The following is a 19,499-nucleotide window of genomic DNA, read 5'->3' on the forward strand; positions in this document are numbered from 1 at the left end:
GGCACCGCGCTGGGTTTTTCCGATGCTTGAATTATTTCGAACGCGAGGGTGTCACGATCGGTGGATCAGGGAGGGGAAATGCGGGCTATTCGCCCAATGGCGGACACATGCGGGTGCGGTCGGCAACCGGCCGCGCCGATAGTGCGCGACGGCGCTGACGGTGCGCGAAGCCTGGCAGTGTGCTCTGCCATGCCTCGATGTCGCGCGAGTCTCTCAGTCAACGGCAAAGCTCGCCGACAAGTGAGCAAGGAGGGTTGCGTCGCCATAAGGATGGCAGGGCGAGGCAACTCATCGATAACAAGAACTGCTCGGATAACTGGAGAACGGCGTTGGTCGGCAAAAGCAGATCTATTTTCCCGACTCAGTTCGACGTCCATTCTCCTTCGGCGCCAATACGAAATAGTTAATCGTAAATTGACGCGCCGTGAATGGCGTCACTGCCAGCTGATTGTAATCGGTCACTACGATCCGGCGTCCGCGCTGCACCGCATCCTCCAGGTCCTGGCTGAATATCAAATCCACTTTTCCAGCTTGCGTGAGGCTCCGGACATGATCAATGACGTCCCTGGCTGGAGGATGCAGATTTTCCAGTAGTTTTTTCGACGCCAGAACGCGTTCGTAAAACGCTTTTGATGAAGTCTTGATGTCCAGGTCAATCGTCCAGTAAATTGCCGCCTTGTCTTCAGTTTCCGGATTGCTCCCCAGTCGATCCACGAAAACTGCCTCCCGATCAGTCCAGATTGGCTCAATCGCGAAACTATCGTTTGGAAATATCTCCGAAAATCTCTGAACGAACCATTTTTCCTGCTCGAATCGAGCTTGCAGAATATCACCCCGCTCTTTTTCCCACTCGTCGCCGTTTTGAGTGGCTCTTATTTTTCTGAAAAACAACGGGAATGAAATTTTGAATTCGTGGTCATATCGCGTATCGGGAAGGCCTTTTATGAATATTTCCCCATCTTTTTCCCTGTCGATCATCAAGTCAACCTGTTTCGTGTCCAGACCTTCTGCCCACCTGGATTCGACCGGCAAGAAATGACTTTCCAGCTCTGGCGAAAGAGCGGCCATCGTGTTCTTGATTTCATTGCCATTGTTCACGACAGTCACACTGGGACGGTTTCCCTCACCAGGCAGCAATCCAGGCAGGTAATAGCGGGTAAAGAACCGATCCCTAATGTCGTTGATCTTGTCGGCACCATCCAGCACCTTCCAGGCCCCATTCGTATTCTGGTACAAGATATACCATCGCCCCGACTGGCTGAGATCAACGTCCGCGAGGAATGAGTTCTGCCCGGCTATTTCATCGACTGGTCCTTGTACGGCTTCATCTACGTTTTTTCTCGCAATGATGTGGAGGATGCCGTAGACGAGGGTAGCTCCCACAAGAAGCGCGAGAATAATCTTTATTACACGCATGACGTCATGATTAAAAACGGCCGGCGGTGATTATGGGAAATTTATCTGGAAATTGAATTCGCAGTGGCGTAGCCGCGGCGTGAGCGTAGTTTCGCATGCTCTGGCATCACGCTGCGGAATATAGGCAAATCCAGACTGATAGCTGATAAATGATGCGCACATCTCGAAAATCCTTGAAGACCATCATCGGTCTAATTAATGATGTATTCGACGGCGCAGTAGTCCTGCTCGACGATGTGTTCAGGTATTTGTCTTGCCGGTCAGTGATCGGTGTTAGCCGCCCGGCATTGAGCGCTCCGAGGATGGCCAGATTGGCTTCACTCTTGTGCACAAGTAGATACACCGCTGCAGCGCCGAAGCAGGATTTTGTCCGCCTCCCGGCGCCACAGCGCGAGTCATTGCCGCATCAGTTCGCGCCAACGACGTTCGAGACCTTCACGTTGCGCGTATCCGGCACCTCCGCGTACGAGAGCACCTTCAACTGCGGCAGGCTGCGGCGCAGGAAGCGCGAGAGCATCGGCCGCAGCGCGTGCTGCACGAGCAGCACCGGCGCGAGGCCAAAACTCTGCTGACGCGCCATCGCCTGTTCGGTCTGCGTGAGCAGCGTGTGCGCGAGTCCCGGCTCGAGCCCCGGATTCGGCCCGGAGGTGAGCGTCTGCGAGAGCACGCGCTCGAGGTTCGCGTCGAGCCCCATCACCTGCATGTCGCCGTTGCCCGGGAACCATTGCTGCGTGATCGCGCGGCCAAGCGAGATGCGGACCGCGGCCGTGAGGTCGTGCGCGTCGGTGTTGCGCGACGCGTGCTCCGCGAGCGACTCCATGATCGTGCGCATGTCGCGGATCGGCACGCCCTCGTCGAGCAGGTTCTGCAGCACCTTCTGCAGCGTGGTGACGGGCAGTACCTTCGGCACCAGATCCTCGACGAGCGACGGCGTGTCCTTCTGCACGCGTTCGATGAGCGCCTGCACCTCTTTGCGGCCGAGCAGTTCGGACGCATGCATCACGACCAGGTGGTTCAGGTGCGTCGCGACCACCGTGCTCGAATCGACGACCGTGTAGCCGAACACCTGCGCCTGCTCGCGCATGTTCGTGTCGATCCAGACCGCGGGCAGGCCGAACGCCGGATCGGTCGTCGGCGTACCGGGCAGCGCGGCGCTCACCTGGCCCGGGTTGATCGCGAGCCACTGGCCCGGGTAGGCCTCGCCCGCGCCCACCTCGACGCCCTTGAGCGTGATGCGATACGCGTTCGGGCGCAGCTCCAGGTTGTCGCGGATATGGATGACCGGCGGCAGGAAGCCGATTTCCTGCGCGAACTTCTTGCGGATGCTCTTGATGCGCTTGAGCAGATCGCCGTCGGTGTTCTTGTCGACGAGCGGAATCAGGCGATAGCCCACTTCGAGGCCCAGCGTGTCGATGAGCGCGACGTCGTCCCAGCTCGCCTCGGCCGCCTCGGCAGGCGCGAGCGTGGTGGGCGTGGAATCGACGAGCACGGCGCTCGCCTTCTTCGCCTCGGCGCTTTTCTTCAGCGTGCGGCCGAGCTGGATCGCGCCGCCGCCGAGCACCAGAAACGCGAAGTGCGGCATGCCCGGGATCAGGCCCATGATGCCGATGATCGAGCCGGTGATCATCAGCACGCGCGGGTTCGTGAAGAGCTGCCCCGTGAGCTGGGTGCCGATGTCTTCGTTGGTCGCGACGCGCGAGACGATCACGCCCGCTGCGGTCGAAATCACGAGCGACGGAATCTGAGCGACGAGGCCGTCACCGATGGTGAGCAGCGTGTAGGTCTCACCCGCCGACGCGAAGTCCATGCCGTGCTGCACGACACCGACGATCAGCCCGCCCACGATATTGATGACCATGATGAGCAGGCCCGCGATCGCGTCGCCGCGCACGAACTTGCTCGCACCGTCCATCGAACCGTAGAACTCGGCTTCCTGGGCGATCTCGCTGCGGCGCTTGCGCGCGGCTTCCTCGTTGATGAGGCCGGCGTTCAGGTCGGCGTCGATGGCCATCTGCTTGCCGGGCATCGCGTCGAGGGTGAAGCGCGCCGCCACTTCGGCGATACGGCCCGCGCCCTTCGTGATCACCATGAAGTTGATGACCATGAGGATCACGAACACGACGATACCGACCGCGAAGTTACCGCCGACGAGGAAGTGGCCGAACGACTCGATCACCCGGCCCGCCGCAGCCGGACCCGTGTGGCCTTCGAGCAGCACGATCCGCGTGGACGCGACGTTCAGCGAGAGCCGCAGCAGCGTCGAAAACAGCAGCACGCTCGGGAACGCGGCGAAGTCGAGCGGCTTCATCGTGTACATCGCGACGAGCAGCACCATCACGGACAGCGCGATGTTGAACGTGAACAGCAGATCGAGCAGGAACGCCGGCAACGGCAGGATCATCATGCCGAGGATCATGACGATCAGGATCGGTCCCGCGAGCGCGCGCAGGTTCGTGCCTTGCAGCACTTCCGGGCGGCGCGCGAAAAATCCGGTGCGGGCGTTCATTCAGATACTCCTTCGTTGTCGCGGCGCGGCGTGTCTCGCCTGTTGGCGTCGCCGCTCGTTGCGGGGCCGGCGGGGTCTGCCGCAGCGTTTGCCGCGGGGTCGGCCCTTCCACCAGCCTGTCTTGCATTTTGTCCGCCCGCCGCACTCGCTGCGGGCCTGTTCTTGCCGAGGGCGTCGTCGGCCTCTTCGTCGGCTTCGTCGTCCTGCACCGCGCCCTTGTCGAGTTCGGGCGGCACCTCGAGATCGGTCGGCTCCATCGGCACATCGCCGCCGTGCTCGCGGAAGCGCTTGAGCTGATACACCCACGCGAGCACCTGCGCGACCGCGTTATAGAGCGGGCCTGGAATTTCGCGGTTCAGATCGACGTTGTGATAAAGCGCACGGGCGAGTGGCGGCGCCTCGAGAAGCGGCACGTTGTTCTCGGCGGCGATTTCGCGGATCCGCGCCGCCACGAGATTCACGCCCTTCGCGATCACCTTCGGCGCGCGCATCTCGCCGTCCGTGTATTGCAGCGCGACGGCGAAGTGCGTCGGGTTGGTCACGACCACGTCGGCCTTCGGCACCTGCGACATCATCCGGCGACGCGCCATCGCGCGCTGCTGCTGGCGAATGCGGCCTTTGACCTGGGGATCGCCATCGTTTTCGCGGCTCTCGCGCTTGACCTCTTCCTTCGTCATGCGCAGCTTGCGGTAGAACGACCAGAGCTGATACGGCACGTCGAGCGCTGCGATCAGGAACATTCCCGCGACCGTCGTGCCGCAGCAGACGGCGACGAGATGAAACGCATCGGCGAACGCGCGCTGCGAGGGCTGCATGACGAGGCCCAGAATTTCATCGCGCCGGTGCCACACCGCCATACCGCCGATCAGGCCGACGAGGAGCGTCTTCGCGAGCGACATGCCGAGCTGAATCGGCCCGTTCCACGAAAAGATGCGCCCCAGACCCTCCATGGGATTGAGGCGGTTGAACTTCATTTCGAGCACATTCGTGCTGAAGAGCCAGCCGCCGAGCGCCATCGGCGCGAGCAGGGCTGCGACACCCGTCATCGCGAGCACGGGCAGGACCGCGTACAGACCCTCGCGCGCGGCGACACCGGCGCCGCTCAGCATGCGGTTGGTGTCGAAGACCACTGCGTGGTTGAACGTAAACGCGCCACGCAGCATGGTCTCCAGATGCTCGCCGATGGTGCCGGAAAGCATCCACACGCCGAAAAAGCCCGCCGACAGCAGAGCGAAGGTCGAAAGCTCCCGCGAACGCGCAACCTGCCCTTCCTCCCGCGCCTTTTGTATGCGCCGGGGGGTGGCAGATTCGGTTTTTTCGAGGTCGCTGTCCTCAGCCACGGATGCTCCGGTCAGTGGCGCGTGCGTTTTTGCGGCCGCACACGCCCTTTTTCAGTGACAGCAATTATTGCCGCGGCGCACCAGCCGCGATTGGCGGAGTAAGCCGGAGAAACGGGGGTATTTCGGGGAATGGGGCGGCTCGGCGGGGCGGCGGGCGTGGGGGGTGCTTGGGCGTACTGGGAGGGCACGTGATGCGTGAAGGTCGCCGGGGTCACCGGTCAGCGGCACTGCGACGGCAGCGGACCGCACCCGGCCGGACGACTGGCCAACACGAGCGGACGAACTGCCGAAGTGGCGCGGCGGCCGATTCACCGCCGCCGCGCCGTGCCCAGCAGTCTCAGAACGCGACGAAAGGCAGCTGGGTGCCGCCGGTCGCGGCCATGTCCTGGCCGACGTAAACATACCGGCCATAGAAGAACGGCAGACCCAGATCGAGCGTCGAGGTCGAGCCAAATTGCCCCGCAAGATCGTTGAAGGCGAAATTGCCTTTGTTGCCGTTGGCACCGAACAGTGCCGCGGCGCTGACCACGCTGAAGGTCGCGCTGCCGCTCGATCCGTCCGCGCCCGTCAGCGCCGCGTTAAACGTCTGCGGGGACAACGGGCAATAGAACGTGCCGAGCGAGCCGCCGCACTGGGGCAACGAGTTGTCAGTGAAAAAGAGCGCGTTCGACCCCGAATCGAGGAACGTGCCGACCAGGCGGTTATTGAACGTGGCGCTGAAGTCGCCCACCGAGTTGGTCTGGAAGCGCTGCGTAGCGGTATTCGTGTTGTTCGACTGCGTGTTGATGCCGAACACGAGCGTGCCCGTGGCCGACGACGCGCCGTTGTACGAAAGCGGCTGCATCTGCAGGATGATGCCGTTGTTATCGACGGGAAAATGCGGCACCGGATTGGCCACCTGCTGGCTCGTCGCGACGGTCGTCTTGTTGCAGTTCGTGCCGCCCGGGCACGAGTAGTAGTTGGTCGACGTGGCGCTGTTCACGCAGGTCGCGCCGCAGTCCCACGGCGCGACACCGATGCCGAGGATGCCGTTCGCCCCGAGGTCGCTAGCCGTGCTCTGCTGTGGGCCGTTGACCGAGCAGGTCCCCGGCACGGTCGAGGCGGGAAGGTCGCCAATCACCTGGATCGGAATGGCGCTTGCGGTCTCGCCGCCAATCTTCACGTCGACGTTGCGCACGGTGCCCCAGGTGAAGCCGTCGGCGAACGCAGCGCATTCGGCGAGCGCGCCGCCATTCGACGCGGCGTTCACGGGCAGCGTACTCAGGATCGAAGACAGCGCCGACGAAACGATGCGAATCCCGAACGATGCCGTATCGACCTGCATGTTATTGACCACCGTACAGGGACCGCCGTTGGGAACGCACACGGTCACGCTGACGGTCGGGATATTGGGCACATTTGCGACGCCCGTCCCGACCGAGACCGTCACGGTGTTCGCGGCGGCGGCCACGATCGGCTGCTGGCTCGGTGCGGGCGGCAGCGAGGACGTGTCGGTGCTGCTGCTGTTATTGCTGCCGCTGCCGCCGCCCCCGCCCCCACCGCAGGCCGCCACGCTAACGGCAAGCGCCGTCAGCAGCAGGAATGCGCCGTGACGCAGGCAGTGGAGGAAGCTCGTGTGGATTCGTTGTGTGAACACGCATGCCTCCGGTGCGGTTATTGGATATCCGCGGCGCTGACGCCCGCTGGCAGATCCTGCGGCAGCCACGCCTGGCCCGAGAAGGCGCCCATGTGGCCACCCGAGTGGACGATGAGCCCTGGCTGCTCGACGACGCCGGACCCACGCACGACACCCGCCGCATGGCTCGCCTTCACGCCGGCGACGTACTGCGGAAAGTAGCTGCCGAGCAGCGCAGAAAGATCGGGGGGCTGCGGGCCGGTCCAGCCGACGCCGAACACGGTGCCCGCCCGCGAGACGTATTCGCGTACGACGGTGCCGCCCTCGAGCGTGGTTTGGCGGACCGTGTAGGCCGCCGTGGTTGAGGAAGATGCCGCGGCGCTGGCCTGGGCGGCCTGTTGGGTGACCGAGCCCGCCGCCGCGACAGCGCGCATCTGGGCGGCGCTGAGCGTGCTGACGGTCGCGCCGTCGGGTGTCGCCATGGGCGCCCCGCCGAGCGCGGCGCGAGCCGGTTGCGCACAGACCATCGCGGCAGCCAGCGCGAGCGCCATCGGTGCGAAGTGCCCGGCAAGGCGCGCGGCGATGCCTGACGATGCACGCGACAAAGCCCGCACGACAAGTGCGGCCCGACAGTCGATGGATGGAATGTTCGGATGAAAGACGGCCATACCCCTCCCAAAAGGGTAGAGCGCTCCGCGAAAGCGGCTGCCGGATGTAGCGCGCGACGGCGGCGCACTGCGGCAACACAGGGAGCGGCTCATGCGCCGCAAGACCGCGGCGGGAGCCGCGGCCTTTTCAGCGACGCATTGGCACTAGTATGCCCGTGTCAGCGGACAGGGTGCATCCTGGCCGGGCGACATGTCGCCGGGCGTCCCGCGCGTGTGGGACTAGAAGCCGAGGCTCGCGAGCAGGTCGTCGACCTGCCCCTGGTCCTGCACGATGTCGGTCTTGCCGTCGGGATTGATCTGCGGGCCGTTCAGCAGGGATTCGGGGCTGCCCGTCGGTGAGATGACGAGTTGGGCCGCCGTCGCCGCGAACTGCTCGCGCCGCTCCGGCGCGATGTTCTCGACCAGCACGCCGAGCAGTTGCTGCTCGATCAGATACACCACGTCCATGATCTTCTTGATCACCTGGCCCGTGAGATCCTGGAAATCCTGCGCGAGCATGATCTCCAGCAGTTGCTGGTTCGTCGCGGTCGTGGTCTGCGGCACACCGTCGAGAAACGCGCGGGTCTCGTCCATCAGGGTGCGCACTTCTTCGCGGCCGATCGGTGCGCCATACCAGGCCGCCCAGCGCTCGGAGAGCGCACGCGCGTCGCGTTCGAGCTGCTCCTGCATCGGCTTGGTGTACTCGATGGCCGCAAGCACGCGCTCCGCGGCCTGCTCGGTCATGGTCGCGACGTAGCGCAACCGGTCGCGTGCGTCCGGCACGGCTTCGACCGCGCGCTCGACATGCTTGTCGAGACCAAGCTCGCGCATCGAGTCGCGCAGCGTGCGCGTCACGTGACCGATGCGCGCGAGAATGCGGTCGCTCGCGAACTCGGCCGGATCTGCCTGCGCGCCCGCGGCCTCGTCCTGCAGGCCGTCGGCCTGCGCGCTGCTGGGCTCGTTCACATCAGCTCCCGGTTTTTGCCATCTTCTCGAGAATCTTGTTCAGCTTCTCGTCGAGCGTCGCCGCCGTGAACGGCTTCACCACGTAACCGCTCGCACCGGCCTGCGCCGCCGCGATGATGTTTTCCTTCTTCGACTCAGCCGTCACCATCAACACCGGCAGATGCTTGAGGGCCGCGTCCGCGCGGATTTCCTTGAGCATCGCGAGGCCGTCGAGGTTCGGCATGTTCCAGTCGGAGATCACGAATTCGTAGGCGCCGCTGCGCAGCCGTGCGAGGCCGGCCGCGCCGTCTTCGGCTTCGTCGACGTTCGAGTAGCCGAGTTCCTTGAGCAGGTTGCGGACAATCCGGCGCATCGTCGGAAAATCGTCCACAACCAGAAATTTCATTCCCTTATCAATCACAGTTCCATTCCTCCGAGCTGAACCTGGGCAATTATCCAGATTCACGTGACACGAGGCCACTCAAATTAATCGTTCGTCGTTCCGCTAATACATTGCGCTAGCGCATCATACGCGCTGCACGCGGTCACCCATCAGCGCGAGACGTGCCATCACGCGGCGGCTCATGTCCGATAGCGGCGCGACATCGTCCGCGGCACCCATCGCAATCGCCTCGCGCGGCATGCCGAACACGATGCAGCTCGCCTCGTCCTGCGCGAACGTGTACGCACCCGCGCGGCGCATGTCGAGCAGTCCTGCTGCGCCGTCGCGGCCCATGCCCGTGAGAATCACGCCGATGGCGTTCTTGCCCGCGTGCTGCGCCGCCGAGCGGAACAGCACGTCGACCGACGGACGATGCCGGTTCACCGGCGGGTCGTCGGAAAGATTGGCAATGTAGTTCGCGCCGCTTCGCGCGAGCAAGAGGTGCGCGTGGCCCGGTGCGATGTACGCATGGCCGGGCAGCACACGCTCGCCGTGCTCCGCTTCCTTCACGGTGATGCGGCACAGGGTGTTCAGGCGCTGCGCGAAGGACTTCGTGAAACCGGGCGGCATGTGCTGCGCGATCATCACGGCAGGCGCGTCGGGCGGCAGCGGCGTGAGCACTTCGCGGATAGCTTCGGTGCCGCCCGTCGATGCGCCGACGATGATCAGCTTCTCGGTACTGAGCAGCGGGTTGTTGAGCATCGGCGCGGGCGCCGCGGCCGGATGCGCGCCGTGCGCGGCAGCCGGCGCACCGGCCGCGGCGGCCGGCGCGGCGTGGCGTGCCTGCACGCGAGCGCGCGCGGCGGCGCGAATCTTGTCGGCGAGCTTTTCCGCGTATTCGAGCATGCCGTCGCGGATGCCGACTTTCGGCTTCGTCACGAAATCGACGGCACCCAGTTCGAGCGCGCGCAGCGTGATTTCGTTGCCGCGCTCGGTCAGCGACGACACCATCACAACCGGCATCGGCCGCAGACGCATCAGCTTCTCGAGAAAGTCGAGGCCGTCCATGCGCGGCATTTCCACGTCGAGCGTCAGGACGTCCGGGTTGTGCTGCTTGATCAGCTCGCGCGCGACGAGCGGATCCGGCGCCGTGGCGACGACCGTCATGTCCGGCTGATCGTTGATGATCTCCGTCATCAGGCTGCGGATGAGCGCCGAATCATCGACGCAGAGAACCTTGATTTTTTGCACAGCGTTCACGCCTCCTCTACTGTCCTGGCGTTGTTGTCATGACTGGGAAGCCGCGGCGACGTGGATGCGCTCGCGCCGAACAATTCGACACGGGCACGCCCTGGCTGCGGCTGTAATGAAGCGGGCAACTGCACGGACGGACCGGCGCGCGATCCCGCGAGTCCGAACAGCTCGACGCGCTGACGCGCCCTTGCGAGCCGTTCGGCGCGTGCCTCCGGGGTTTGATGCGCGAGCGCCTCTTCGCGCGCGGCGACATCCGGGTCCTGCGCGATACGCAGCTTTTTCACCATCACCCGGCCCGAGCGCGGCTGGAACGCCACTTTGCGCGGATGCTTGCCCTGCAGATCTTCGGCTGCGATGCGAATGCCTTCGGTCGCGAGATAGCGGCGCACGAACTCCGCGTTGCGGTCGCCGATGTTCATCGTCGTCATGCCTGCGAGCACCGCCGCGCCGCCGAACACCTTCGCCTCGAACCGCTCGCGCCGTCCGCCCATCTTGATGAGTTCGTTGACGAGCACTTCCATCGCGTAGGCGCCGTAGCGCATCGAATCGGAGGCTGCCGTCTGCATGGTGTCTACGCCGTCGTCGGGCAGCATGAAATGGTTCATGCCGCCGATGCCCGCCGCGGCGTCGCGGATGCACGCGGCCACGCACGAGCCGAGCACCGTCACGAGCACCATGTCTTCGCCGGTCGTATAGAACTCGTTCGGCAGCAGTTTCACGCCGGGAAGGTGGAACTGGGTGTCGAAGTAGTGATTGGTCGCGATCGGTAACGAGGCACTCATGCGGTAGTTCCGATCGTATCAACGGGGCGGCGCGCGGCCGCCGCGCCTGTTGCAGTACTCGTAGCACTTGCAGCGCGGGCGGCCTCCGGGCGCGCGAGTTCGTACACCGTCTGGCCACGCAGCCGGAAGGCATGCGTGACGTAAGTGAAGTTCTCCGAATGACCCGCGAACAGGAGGCCATCCGTTTTCATCAGCGGTTCGAAGCGCGACAGCACCTGGGACTGCGTCGGCTTGTCGAAGTAGATCATCACGTTGCGGCAGAAGATTGCGTCGAAGGTCTGCCGCAAGCCGTAGTCCGCGTCGGTGAGATTGAGTTGCTCGAAGCGGATCATCTGGCGCAGTTCCGGGCGCACCTTCACCTGTCCCGCGTGCGCGCCGGTGCCCTTCAGAAAGAAGCGCTTAAGCCGCTCGGGGCTCAGGTGCTTGACCTGATCGTAGGCGTAGACGCCCGCATCGGCCTTCGCGAGTACCTGCGTGTCGAGGTCGGTGGCGAGCACTTTCGCTTCGCGTGCCGCGCGGTCGCCGAGCGCCTCGATCAGCGTCATGGCGATCGAATAGGGCTCTTCACCCGTCGATGCCGCCGAACACCACACCGACACGGGTTGTGTCCGCCGCTTCACGAACTCCGCGAGAATCGGAAAGTGATGCGCTTCGCGGAAGAACGCCGTGAGGTTCGTGGTGAGCGCGTTGGTGAACGCCTCCCACTCGACAGCGTCGTTGCCCGATTCGAGCCGGTCGAGATAGTCGCGGAAACTGTCCATGCCGAGCGCGCGCAGACGCCGCGCGAGACGGCTGTACGCCATGTCGCGCTTATGGTCCGAAAGCGAAATGCCCGCGCGGCGGTGGATCAGCGCACGGATGCGCTCGAAATCCGCCGAGGTGAAATCGAAATCGCGGTTGCTCTCGGCGACGGGCAAGCCGGTCAGGCCACCGGCGCCAGTCGTTGCACCCGAAGCGCCCGACGTGCGTCCGGCGCGATCTTCGCGCGAAAAACCCGGACCCTTCATCGCCGTACGCTCCCGTATCGTCCGGCCGCGCGCATGCCGGTCTGCAATGCGTGCAGGGCGTCGTGCGCGGCGGCCGTTTCGTGGACGGCGGCGCGGTACGACTCACTCTGGCCGTTGACGCTCATATGCATTGCGATGACTCGTTAGAACTAGAACGTTTCCCAGTCGCCGTCGCCCGATGCGGCCGGCGCGGCATGCGCGACCGGTTCGCTGCGAACGGCAGCCTTCGGAGCCGGTTTTGCGACGGCGGCCTCGGTGACCGAGGTGGCTGCGGCGACAGGCTTCGGCGACACTGCGTGTGCAACGGATGCCGACGCAGCGCGTTTCGCCGCCGGCGTTGCCGGCACACTCTGCGCCACTGACGACGCGGCGGCCCTCGCAGCAGGCGACGGCGTTGCAGCACGAGCAGGCGCGGAAGTCGTCCGCATGGCGGCACCGCCGACGCGCCAGCCGCCGAGCACCGATTGCAGTTGACGCGTCTGCTCTTCGAGCGACGCGGCAGCCGCAGCCGCCTGTTCTACGAGCGCCGCGTTCTGTTGCGTCACCGTATCCATCTGCGTGACGGCGCGGTTCACCTGCTCGATGCCGCTCGATTGTTCCTCGGATGCGGCGCTGATCTCGCCCATGATGTCGGTGACGCGACGCACGGCCTGGAGGATCTCTTCCATCGTCGTGCCCGCGCGGCCCACGAGCTGCGAGCCGCTTTGCACCTTCTCCGCCGAAGTGTTGATCAGCTCCTTGATTTCCTTCGCCGCGCTCGCGCTGCGCTGCGCGAGGCTGCGCACTTCGCCCGCCACCACCGCGAAGCCGCGGCCCTGCTCGCCCGCACGCGCGGCCTCGACCGCGGCGTTCAGCGCCAGGATGTTGGTCTGGAACGCGATGCCTTCGATCACGCTGATGATGTCGACGACCTTCGTCGAGCTAGCCGCGATGTCCTGCATCGTGTGAACCACTTCGCCGACCACTTCACCGCCGCGCGTCGCGATATCCGACGCGTTGACGGCGAGCTGGCTGGCCTGGCGTGCGTTCTCCGCGTTCTGCTTAACGGTGCCGGTGAGCTGCTCCATGCTCGACGCGGTTTCCTGCAGCGACGCAGCTTGCTGTTCGGTGCGCTGCGAAAGATCGGTGTTGCCCATCGCAATCTCGCGCGCGCCGACGTCGATCGAACCCGCGCCCTTGCTCATCGCGCTCACGAGCGTGACGAGACTATCCTGCATGCGCTTGACGGCGACGAAGAGGCGGCCGATTTCGTTATCGCTCGTGACATGGACCGGCTGCGAGAGATCGCCGTTCGACATGCGCTCGAAGCACTCGACGAGCGCGTTGAGCGGCGCGAAGATAAGCCCGCGCAACGAGAAACGGATCACCGCGACGACGACGAGCGCGCCAACGGTCGCCGCGATGATCAGCGTACGCATGAGCGAGATCGCATCGTGCGCGCTCGATGCACGCGCCTGCGCGCTGTCCTGCAGAGCCTGGCCGATCTGCCCCGTGGCGTTGTCGTAGTCGATGAACATCGGACCGATCTTCGTATCCGCCACCACGTGATACGCCGCTTGATCGTTTGCGCGCTGGGCCGCGAATTCGGCCTGCACGCCGTCCACCACCGTGCCGTGTTTTTGCGCCAGCGCATCGAGCATGGCGGCGTCGAGTCCATTCTTCGGCGCGGCCTGGAAGGCCTTCCACGCATCGTTGCTCTTGGCGAACATGGTGTCGGCGAAGTCGAGCGCCTTCTTCGACTCGTCGGCCTGGCCGCTCGACGAGAGGGCACTCGCGCGCTGGAGCACGATATGCGAGCGGATCAGGAATGCCGATGCCTCGTTGAGCGAGCGCATCGCGACGATGTCGCCGCGCGCAATCGTACTCAGCGAGTCACCCGCGTTTCCGAGCGCGACGAGCCCAAGCGCGCCGACGACGAACGTCAGCAAGATCTGAATGACCCCGACGCCCGTCAGCGTTGCGCGGATCGACCACTTTTGCAGCATCTCGTTTGCTCCTTTGCCCGGCAATTAGCCGGGTGATCGTTGTGCAACACGTTTTCGTCCGCGCGGGAATAACGGCGGTTTGCCGCTCTTGATGGCGGCTTCCGCTCTCCTCGCACCGGCCCACAACGTGGGCACCCCCCGATAACCGTGTGCGGCGCTTACTGGCTGAGCGCCTCGATCAGAGCCATTTCGCGGCTCGTCATCAGCTTTTCGATGTCCATCAGGATCAGCATGCGGCCGTCCACCGTGCCGAGACCCGTGAGGAACTCGGTGGTGAGCGTCGCGCCGAATTCCGGCGCGGGCATGATCTGGTCGGTCTGCAGCGTGAGCACGTCGGACACGCCGTCGACCACCATGCCCACCACGCGATGCGCGACGTTCAGGATGATCACGACCGTCTGGTGGTCATATTCGACGCGGCCCAGATGGAACTTGATGCGCATGTCCACGATCGGGACGATGATGCCGCGCAGGTTGATAACGCCCTTGATGAACTCGGGTGCGTTGGCGATGCGCGTCACGCTGTCGTAGCCGCGGATCTCTTGCACCTTGAGGATGTCGATACCGTACTCTTCCGCGCCGAGCGTGAAGACGAGGAATTCCTGACCGCCCGCTTCCGCCTGGACTGCATCGCGACGGTGCGCGAGGGCGCCGCCTGCGCCGTTGCCTTGATTGGTTTGGACTTCTGCCACGTTAGCCCCTGAGCGTTTTTAAATGATTGGGAAAGTGCCGTTCGCGTTTATACGTAAATGCGGCGTTCATGCGGCGTTCATGCGGTCATGCAAATTCGGCGAACGCACCGGCAGCCTGGCTCACGCCGTGGGTCGCCCGCGTTTCGCGGTTCAGTGCGGCCACATCGACGATCAGTGCGACGCTGCCGTCGCCGAGAATGGTTGCCGCCGAAATGCCGTGCACCTTGCGATAGTTCGTTTCGAGGTTCTTCACCACCACCTGCTGCTGGCCGACGAGTTCGTCGATCAGCATGGCGAAACGACGTCCTTCGGTTTCCATGATGGTGACGATGCCCTGCGTGGGTTCCGTGCGCGCGCCTTCGACGTTGAACACCGCGTGCAGCGCGACGAGCGGCAGATATTCGCCGCGCACGCGCACGACGCGATCACCGTTCGTCACCGTGTAGATGTCTTCGTCGCGCGGCTGCAGCGACTCCATCACGAAGTTCAGCGGCAGGATGAAGATCTCGCTGCCGACCTTCACCGACATGCCGTCGAGAATCGCCAGCGTGAGCGGCAGAACGATGCGCGTCGTGGTGCCCTTGCCCGCGTGCGAGCTGATTTCGACGTGGCCGCCCATCGACTGGATGTTGCGCTTGACCACGTCCATGCCCACGCCGCGGCCCGAGACATCGGTGACCTGCTCGGCGGTCGAGAAGCCCGGCGCGAAGATGAGATTCCAGACCTCTTCGTCCGGCATCGTTTCGCTGACCGACATGCCCTGCTTGATCGCCTTCGCGAGAATCTTGTCGCGGCGCAGGCCCGCGCCGTCGTCGCTCACTTCGATCACGATGTTGCCGCCGTGATGCGCGGCGGACAGCACGAGCTGGCCCGTGCCATCCTTGCCGGCGGCGCGACGCGCTTCTACCGTTTCGATGCCGTGGTCGAGCGAATTGCGCACGAGGTGCGTGAGCGGATCGATGATGCGCTCGATGAGGCTCTTGTCGAGTTCGGTCGCCTGACCGAACGTCACGAGTTCCACGTCCTTGCCGAGCTTGGCCGCGAGGTCGCGCACGAGACGCGGGAAGCGGCTGAACACGTAATCCATCGGCATCATGCGGATCGACATCACCGCTTCTTGCAGGTCGCGCGCGTTGCGCTCGAGCTGCGCCATGCCGTTGAAGAGGCGGTCGTGCAGTGCCGGGTCGAATGCGGTAGACGTTTCGGCGAGCATCGCCTGCGTGATGACCAGTTCGCCGACGAGGTTGATCAGCTGGTCCACCTTCTCCACGCCGACGCGAATCGAGCTGCCCTCGGCCCCCGCTGCCGCTGCAGCCGGGCGGTGCTTGCGTTCGGCGTCCGCGCCAGGCGCAGCGCCTTGCGGGCGTGCGGCTTCGTGTTCGGGCTGGGGCGTTGCGGCGGGTGCAGGTGCCGCAGCGGCTGCCGCGGGCGCGGCGGCGGGTGCAACAGCCGGTGCCGCGACCGGCACAGGCGTGGGCTCCTGCTCGACCTGAGCCGCAGCAGGTGCAGCGTCGCCTTGCGGGGCCGCGCCACGTCCGATCGAAATCTGGCTTTCGTCGATCACGAAGCAGCACACGGCGACGATGTCGTCCGAGGGCACTTCGGTTTCGAGCCACAGCGTGATGTCGTCGCCGGTCTTCACCTGGGCGACGACGCGGCCGAGGTTGCCGAGTTCTTCGGCGAGCAGTTCCTGGTCCTTCGCGTCGACCTTGCGCAAGGTGATGCGCAGATGCGGGCCTTCGGCAGCACCGCCAGCGGGCGCCGTCGCCGCCGTCGCTTCGTCGACGACGTGGTCGGGCGCGCCGTTCGCTGCACCTGCGCTTGCGCTTGCCTCGACCGGCGCAGCCACCGGTGCGGCAGCAGGCTGCGCAGCGGGCGCAGCCGCGGGTGCAGCGGCAGGCGCCGGAACGCCGCGGCTTTCCGCATAGAGGCGCTCAAGCTTCGCGCGCACGGCAGCCGCCGCCGCCGGGTCCGGCTCGGCGCTTGCACGGTAGTCCTGCAGTTGCCCTGAAAGCACGTCCTTCGTTTCGAGGAACGTGTCGATCATGTCCTTGCGCAGCACGAGTTCGTTATTGCGCGCGCGGTCGAGCAGCGATTCGAGAATGTGCGTCGTTTCGGTGAGCGCAGTGAAGCCGAACGTCGCCGCGCCGCCCTTGATCGAGTGCGCCGCGCGGAAGATCGCCGCGAGGTCCTCGGGATCGGGCTGGCCGATGTCCAGGTTCAGCAACAGCTGCTCCATCTGTGCAAGCAGCTCGTCGGCCTCGTCGAAGAACGTCTGGTAAAACTGAGTGATGTCGAGTGTCATGCCACTTTCACCGCAATAAGTGCCTGTGTGGGAGCCGGTGCTGCCATTTCGCGCGCGGCGTTCATCTGCACGTCTCGCCGAGCGCGCCCGCCAGATCGACGAGCACCTCCGGGTCCACCGGTTTTTCCATCCAGCCCGTCGCGCCAGCATCGCGCAGGGCCACCTTGAACGATTCGTCCGATTCCGTCGTCAGCACGAGAATCGGCGTTTCGAGATACGAAGGATTCGCGCGCAACTGGCGGATCAGTTCGAGTCCGCTCACGCGCGGCATGTGCAGATCCGTGAGCACGAGATCGAAGTGCTGCGCGAGCGCGTGCTCCAGCCCTTCGTCGCCGTCCGTCGCCAGCGTCACGTCGTAACCCGCCTGGCTCAGCGCCGACTGCAGGATCTCCCGCATGGACGCCGAATCGTCGATTGCCAGAATGTTTCTGATCATCGGTTCCTCGCTCGCGCTGCTTCGCTGTCCGTGTGCGTCACTGCGCCGCGCCTGCTGCGGGCGCGGGCGCATTCTCCGCGTTGCCCGCGCTCACCGCTGCGGGCGCGATCCGCACGGGCACCGGAGCAACGGCAGGCGCGACGGGCGCAGCCTTCGCGCGCGCCGCACCGGGCGTGAACAATGACAGGGGCGCCTTGCCGGTGCCGGCGGCATCGTCGGACAGCGTCGTCGTGGTCGCGTCGTCGCGCATCAGCGCGTCTTCCGACTTCTTGTTCAACACGATGATGCTGATGCGGCGGTTCTCCGGATCGAGCGGATCAGCCTTGTTCAGGTTCTGCGACGAAGCGAGGCCGATCACGCGCAGCACCTTCCCGTCGTCCATCCCGCCCGCGACCAGTTCGCGGCGCGATGCGTTTGCGCGGTCCGCCGAAAGCTCCCAGTTGCTGTAGCCCTTCTCGCCGCCCGCGTAGGGGACGGCGTCCGTATGGCCTTGCACGATGATGCGGTTCGGCACGTCGTTGAGCGTCTTGCCGATCGCCTGCAGGATGTCGCGCATGTACGGTTCGACCACGTCGCGAGCGGTCGCGAACATCGGCCGTTTCTGCGTATCGACGATCTCGATGCGCAGGCCCGTCAGCGTCGAGTCGATGCGAATCTGCTGTTTGTACTGACGCAGCGTCGGGTTCGCCTCGATCGCCGCCATCAGCTTGACCTGCAGGTCATGCAGGCGCGCCTGCTCGCGGCGCTCCAGCGAGCCTTGCTGCTGTTTCGTCGCGTCGTCGTCGTTGGCGTGGGACTGGCTGCGCTCGGCCTGCGCCATCGAGCCATCGCTGCGGCGCGTGACGCCCTGCCGGTCAGTCGAAACGTCCTTGCCGCCGCCCTTCAGGATGCTCGAATCCTCCGCGCTGCGGTCGCCGCCCCAGAGCGCGACCTTGAGCGGCTGCTGGAAGTATTCGGCGATACCGCGCAACTGCACCGTGGTCGCCGAACTCAGCAGCCACATCAGCAGGAAGAACGCCATCATCGCGGTCATGAAGTCCGCATAGGCGAGCTTCCAGGCGCCGCCGTGATGCGGGTTGTGCGCCTTCGCGACACGCTTCACGACGATCGTGTGGCCTTTGTCCTTGCTCATCGGGCGCTCCCTTGCTTCTCCATCGCGTCCGCCTTACTTTGCCTTCACGCGGCGCACGTGCTCTTCGAGCTCCGAGAACGACGGACGCTCGGTCGAGAACAACACCTTGCGGCCGAACTCCACGGCGATGGCGGGTGCGTAGCCGTTCAGGCTCGCGAGGATCGTCACCTTGATGCACTGGAACATCTTGGTCGATTCGGTCACGCGCTGCTCAGCGAGGCCCGCAAGCGGCCCGATCAAGCCATACGAAAGCAGAATGCCGAGGAAGGTGCCGACGAGCGCCTGCGCGATCATCTCGCCGAGCACGGCGGGCGGCCGGTCGGCCGACGCCATCGTGTGCACGACGCCCATCACCGCGGCGACGATACCGAACGCGGGCATCGCGTCGCCGACCTTGGCGAGCGCGTTAGCGGGCGCTGCGCCTTCGGCGTGGTGCGTTTCGATTTCCTCGTCCATGAGGCTTTCGATCTCGAAAGCATTCATGTTGCCGCCCACCATCAGGCGCAGATAGTCGGTGAGGAATTCGACGATGCGCGGGTCGGCAACGATCCTCGGGTACTGCGTGAAGATCGGGCTCTTCATTGGTTCGTCGATATCGGCTTCGAGCGTCAGCGTGCCTTCCTTGCGGGCCTTTGCGAGCAGGACGTAGAGCAGCGCGAGCAGCTCCATATAGACGTCCTTGCTGTATTTCGAGCCCTTGAACAGCGCCGGAATGACGAGGACCGTCGACTTGATCGTCTTGACTCCGTTGCCCAGGATGAACGCGCCGAGTCCCGCTCCAGCGATCATCAGCACTTCGACGGGCTGAAGTAGCGCCGCCAGATGGCCGCCCGCCAGCGCATAACCGCCGAAGACGGACAAGATCGTCACGAGTGTTCCCACGAAAATCAGCACAGCCGGGTCCTCACTTGAGAATGTGCCGCGAACCGCCATCGGCCCGCGTCCTTAGCTGGTTTACGGCATCGTTGGGAAAAACTTTGGGATTGGTCAGCGGGCTTTTGCGGCGCACCGGAATAGATATGGGGCCAGATTAAACCAGCGGGCGCGCAAACGTT

Annotated in this window: 17 protein-coding genes; all 17 read right to left on the reverse strand. The window is 64.7% G+C overall.

From position 1 onward, the window contains the following. Nucleotides 1-348: 348 nt before the first annotated feature. The 17 genes from D1Y85_RS12705 to motA all read right to left on the reverse strand — a co-directional run bounded on the left by D1Y85_RS12705 (nucleotide 349) and on the right by motA (nucleotide 19,338). Nucleotides 349-1,416: a hypothetical protein gene (locus D1Y85_RS12705; protein WP_185218970.1), complete on the reverse strand. Its 1,068-nt coding sequence runs from the start codon at nucleotides 1,414-1,416 to the stop codon at nucleotides 349-351. Nucleotides 1,417-1,822: 406 nt separating this feature from the next. After that, nucleotides 1,823-3,922, reverse strand: a complete 2,100-nt coding sequence (flhA, locus tag D1Y85_RS12710) for a flagellar biosynthesis protein FlhA (protein WP_124151419.1) — start codon at nucleotides 3,920-3,922, stop codon at nucleotides 1,823-1,825. Beyond that, nucleotides 3,919-5,262, reverse strand: coding sequence for a flagellar biosynthesis protein FlhB (gene flhB / locus D1Y85_RS12715; RefSeq protein ID WP_124151420.1), 1,344 nt, complete (start codon nucleotides 5,260-5,262; stop codon nucleotides 3,919-3,921). Before flhB ends, flhA begins: the two co-directional genes overlap by 4 nt. A gap of 337 nt (nucleotides 5,263-5,599) precedes the next feature. After that, the gene (locus D1Y85_RS12720; protein ID WP_246024897.1) at nucleotides 5,600-6,898 is read right to left on the reverse strand and encodes a DUF3443 domain-containing protein; all 1,299 of its coding nucleotides are present in this window, start codon (nucleotides 6,896-6,898) and stop codon (nucleotides 5,600-5,602) included. Nucleotides 6,899-6,915: 17 nt separating this feature from the next. After that, nucleotides 6,916-7,428 carry a DUF2844 domain-containing protein gene (locus D1Y85_RS12725; RefSeq protein WP_124151553.1) on the reverse strand — a complete coding sequence of 171 codons (513 nt, stop codon included), beginning with the start codon at nucleotides 7,426-7,428 and terminating at the stop codon, nucleotides 6,916-6,918. A 336-nt stretch (nucleotides 7,429-7,764) separates the two neighbouring features. Then, nucleotides 7,765-8,490, reverse strand: coding sequence for a protein phosphatase CheZ (gene cheZ / locus D1Y85_RS12730; RefSeq protein ID WP_425466928.1), 726 nt, complete (start codon nucleotides 8,488-8,490; stop codon nucleotides 7,765-7,767). Nucleotide 8,491: 1 nt separating this feature from the next. Continuing rightward, a complete protein-coding gene (gene cheY / locus D1Y85_RS12735) occupies nucleotides 8,492-8,887 on the reverse strand; it encodes a chemotaxis response regulator CheY (RefSeq protein WP_124151555.1) in 396 nt (131 codons plus the stop codon). A gap of 108 nt (nucleotides 8,888-8,995) precedes the next feature. Next, complete coding sequence (locus D1Y85_RS12740; protein ID WP_185218971.1) at nucleotides 8,996-10,102, reverse strand: protein-glutamate methylesterase/protein-glutamine glutaminase; 1,107 nt, start codon at nucleotides 10,100-10,102, stop codon at nucleotides 8,996-8,998. Between the two features lie 5 nt (nucleotides 10,103-10,107). Next, nucleotides 10,108-10,887, reverse strand: coding sequence for a chemoreceptor glutamine deamidase CheD (gene cheD / locus D1Y85_RS12745; RefSeq protein ID WP_124151422.1), 780 nt, complete (start codon nucleotides 10,885-10,887; stop codon nucleotides 10,108-10,110). Continuing rightward, a complete protein-coding gene (locus D1Y85_RS12750; protein ID WP_124151423.1) occupies nucleotides 10,884-11,894 on the reverse strand; it encodes a CheR family methyltransferase in 1,011 nt (336 codons plus the stop codon). Before D1Y85_RS12750 ends, cheD begins: the two co-directional genes overlap by 4 nt. Beyond that, entirely contained in the window at nucleotides 11,891-12,025 is a 135-nt protein-coding gene (locus D1Y85_RS27915) for a hypothetical protein (protein WP_281278279.1), read from the reverse strand. The genes D1Y85_RS12750 and D1Y85_RS27915 overlap by 4 nt, the downstream gene beginning before the upstream one ends. Nucleotides 12,026-12,043: 18 nt before the next feature. Next, nucleotides 12,044-13,879, reverse strand: a complete 1,836-nt coding sequence (locus tag D1Y85_RS12755) for a methyl-accepting chemotaxis protein (RefSeq protein ID WP_124151424.1) — start codon at nucleotides 13,877-13,879, stop codon at nucleotides 12,044-12,046. Between the two features lie 158 nt (nucleotides 13,880-14,037). After that, nucleotides 14,038-14,571, reverse strand: a complete 534-nt coding sequence (locus tag D1Y85_RS12760; protein ID WP_124151425.1) for a chemotaxis protein CheW — start codon at nucleotides 14,569-14,571, stop codon at nucleotides 14,038-14,040. A gap of 85 nt (nucleotides 14,572-14,656) precedes the next feature. Then, complete coding sequence (cheA, locus tag D1Y85_RS12765; RefSeq protein WP_124151426.1) at nucleotides 14,657-16,876, reverse strand: chemotaxis protein CheA; 2,220 nt, start codon at nucleotides 16,874-16,876, stop codon at nucleotides 14,657-14,659. A gap of 61 nt (nucleotides 16,877-16,937) precedes the next feature. After that, nucleotides 16,938-17,312 carry a response regulator gene (locus D1Y85_RS12770; protein ID WP_124151427.1) on the reverse strand — a complete coding sequence of 125 codons (375 nt, stop codon included), beginning with the start codon at nucleotides 17,310-17,312 and terminating at the stop codon, nucleotides 16,938-16,940. 37 nt (nucleotides 17,313-17,349) lie between these two features. Beyond that, a complete protein-coding gene (gene motB / locus D1Y85_RS12775) occupies nucleotides 17,350-18,444 on the reverse strand; it encodes a flagellar motor protein MotB (RefSeq protein ID WP_124151428.1) in 1,095 nt (364 codons plus the stop codon). Between the two features lie 33 nt (nucleotides 18,445-18,477). Then, on the reverse strand, nucleotides 18,478-19,338 hold the full coding sequence (gene motA, locus D1Y85_RS12780; RefSeq protein WP_124151429.1) for a flagellar motor stator protein MotA: 861 nt from the start codon (nucleotides 19,336-19,338) through the stop codon (nucleotides 18,478-18,480). Nucleotides 19,339-19,499 lie beyond the last annotated feature (161 nt).

Source organism: Paraburkholderia dinghuensis (assembly GCF_003837865.1).
Classification (GTDB): Bacteria; Pseudomonadota; Gammaproteobacteria; order Burkholderiales; family Burkholderiaceae; genus Paraburkholderia; species Paraburkholderia dinghuensis.

Bases quoted from the DNA above. Each gene is read 5' to 3' on its own strand.
- D1Y85_RS12750 (WP_124151423.1), bottom strand. From the start codon at position 11,894: ATGAAGGGTCCGGGTTTTTCGCGCGAAGATCGCGCCGGACGCACGTCG.
- motB (WP_124151428.1), bottom strand. From the start codon at position 18,444: ATGAGCAAGGACAAAGGCCACACGATCGTCGTGAAGCGTGTCGCGAAG.
- D1Y85_RS12705 (WP_185218970.1), bottom strand. From the start codon at position 1,416: ATGCGTGTAATAAAGATTATTCTCGCGCTTCTTGTGGGAGCTACCCTC.
- D1Y85_RS12770 (WP_124151427.1), bottom strand. From the start codon at position 17,312: ATGATCAGAAACATTCTGGCAATCGACGATTCGGCGTCCATGCGGGAG.
- D1Y85_RS27915 (WP_281278279.1), bottom strand. From the start codon at position 12,025: ATGCATATGAGCGTCAACGGCCAGAGTGAGTCGTACCGCGCCGCCGTC.
- D1Y85_RS12725 (WP_124151553.1), bottom strand. From the start codon at position 7,428: ATGGCGCTCGCGCTGGCTGCCGCGATGGTCTGTGCGCAACCGGCTCGC.
- D1Y85_RS12755 (WP_124151424.1), bottom strand. From the start codon at position 13,879: ATGCTGCAAAAGTGGTCGATCCGCGCAACGCTGACGGGCGTCGGGGTC.
- cheA (WP_124151426.1), bottom strand. From the start codon at position 16,876: ATGACACTCGACATCACTCAGTTTTACCAGACGTTCTTCGACGAGGCC.
- flhA (WP_124151419.1), bottom strand. From the start codon at position 3,922: ATGAACGCCCGCACCGGATTTTTCGCGCGCCGCCCGGAAGTGCTGCAA.
- cheD (WP_124151422.1), bottom strand. From the start codon at position 10,887: ATGAGTGCCTCGTTACCGATCGCGACCAATCACTACTTCGACACCCAG.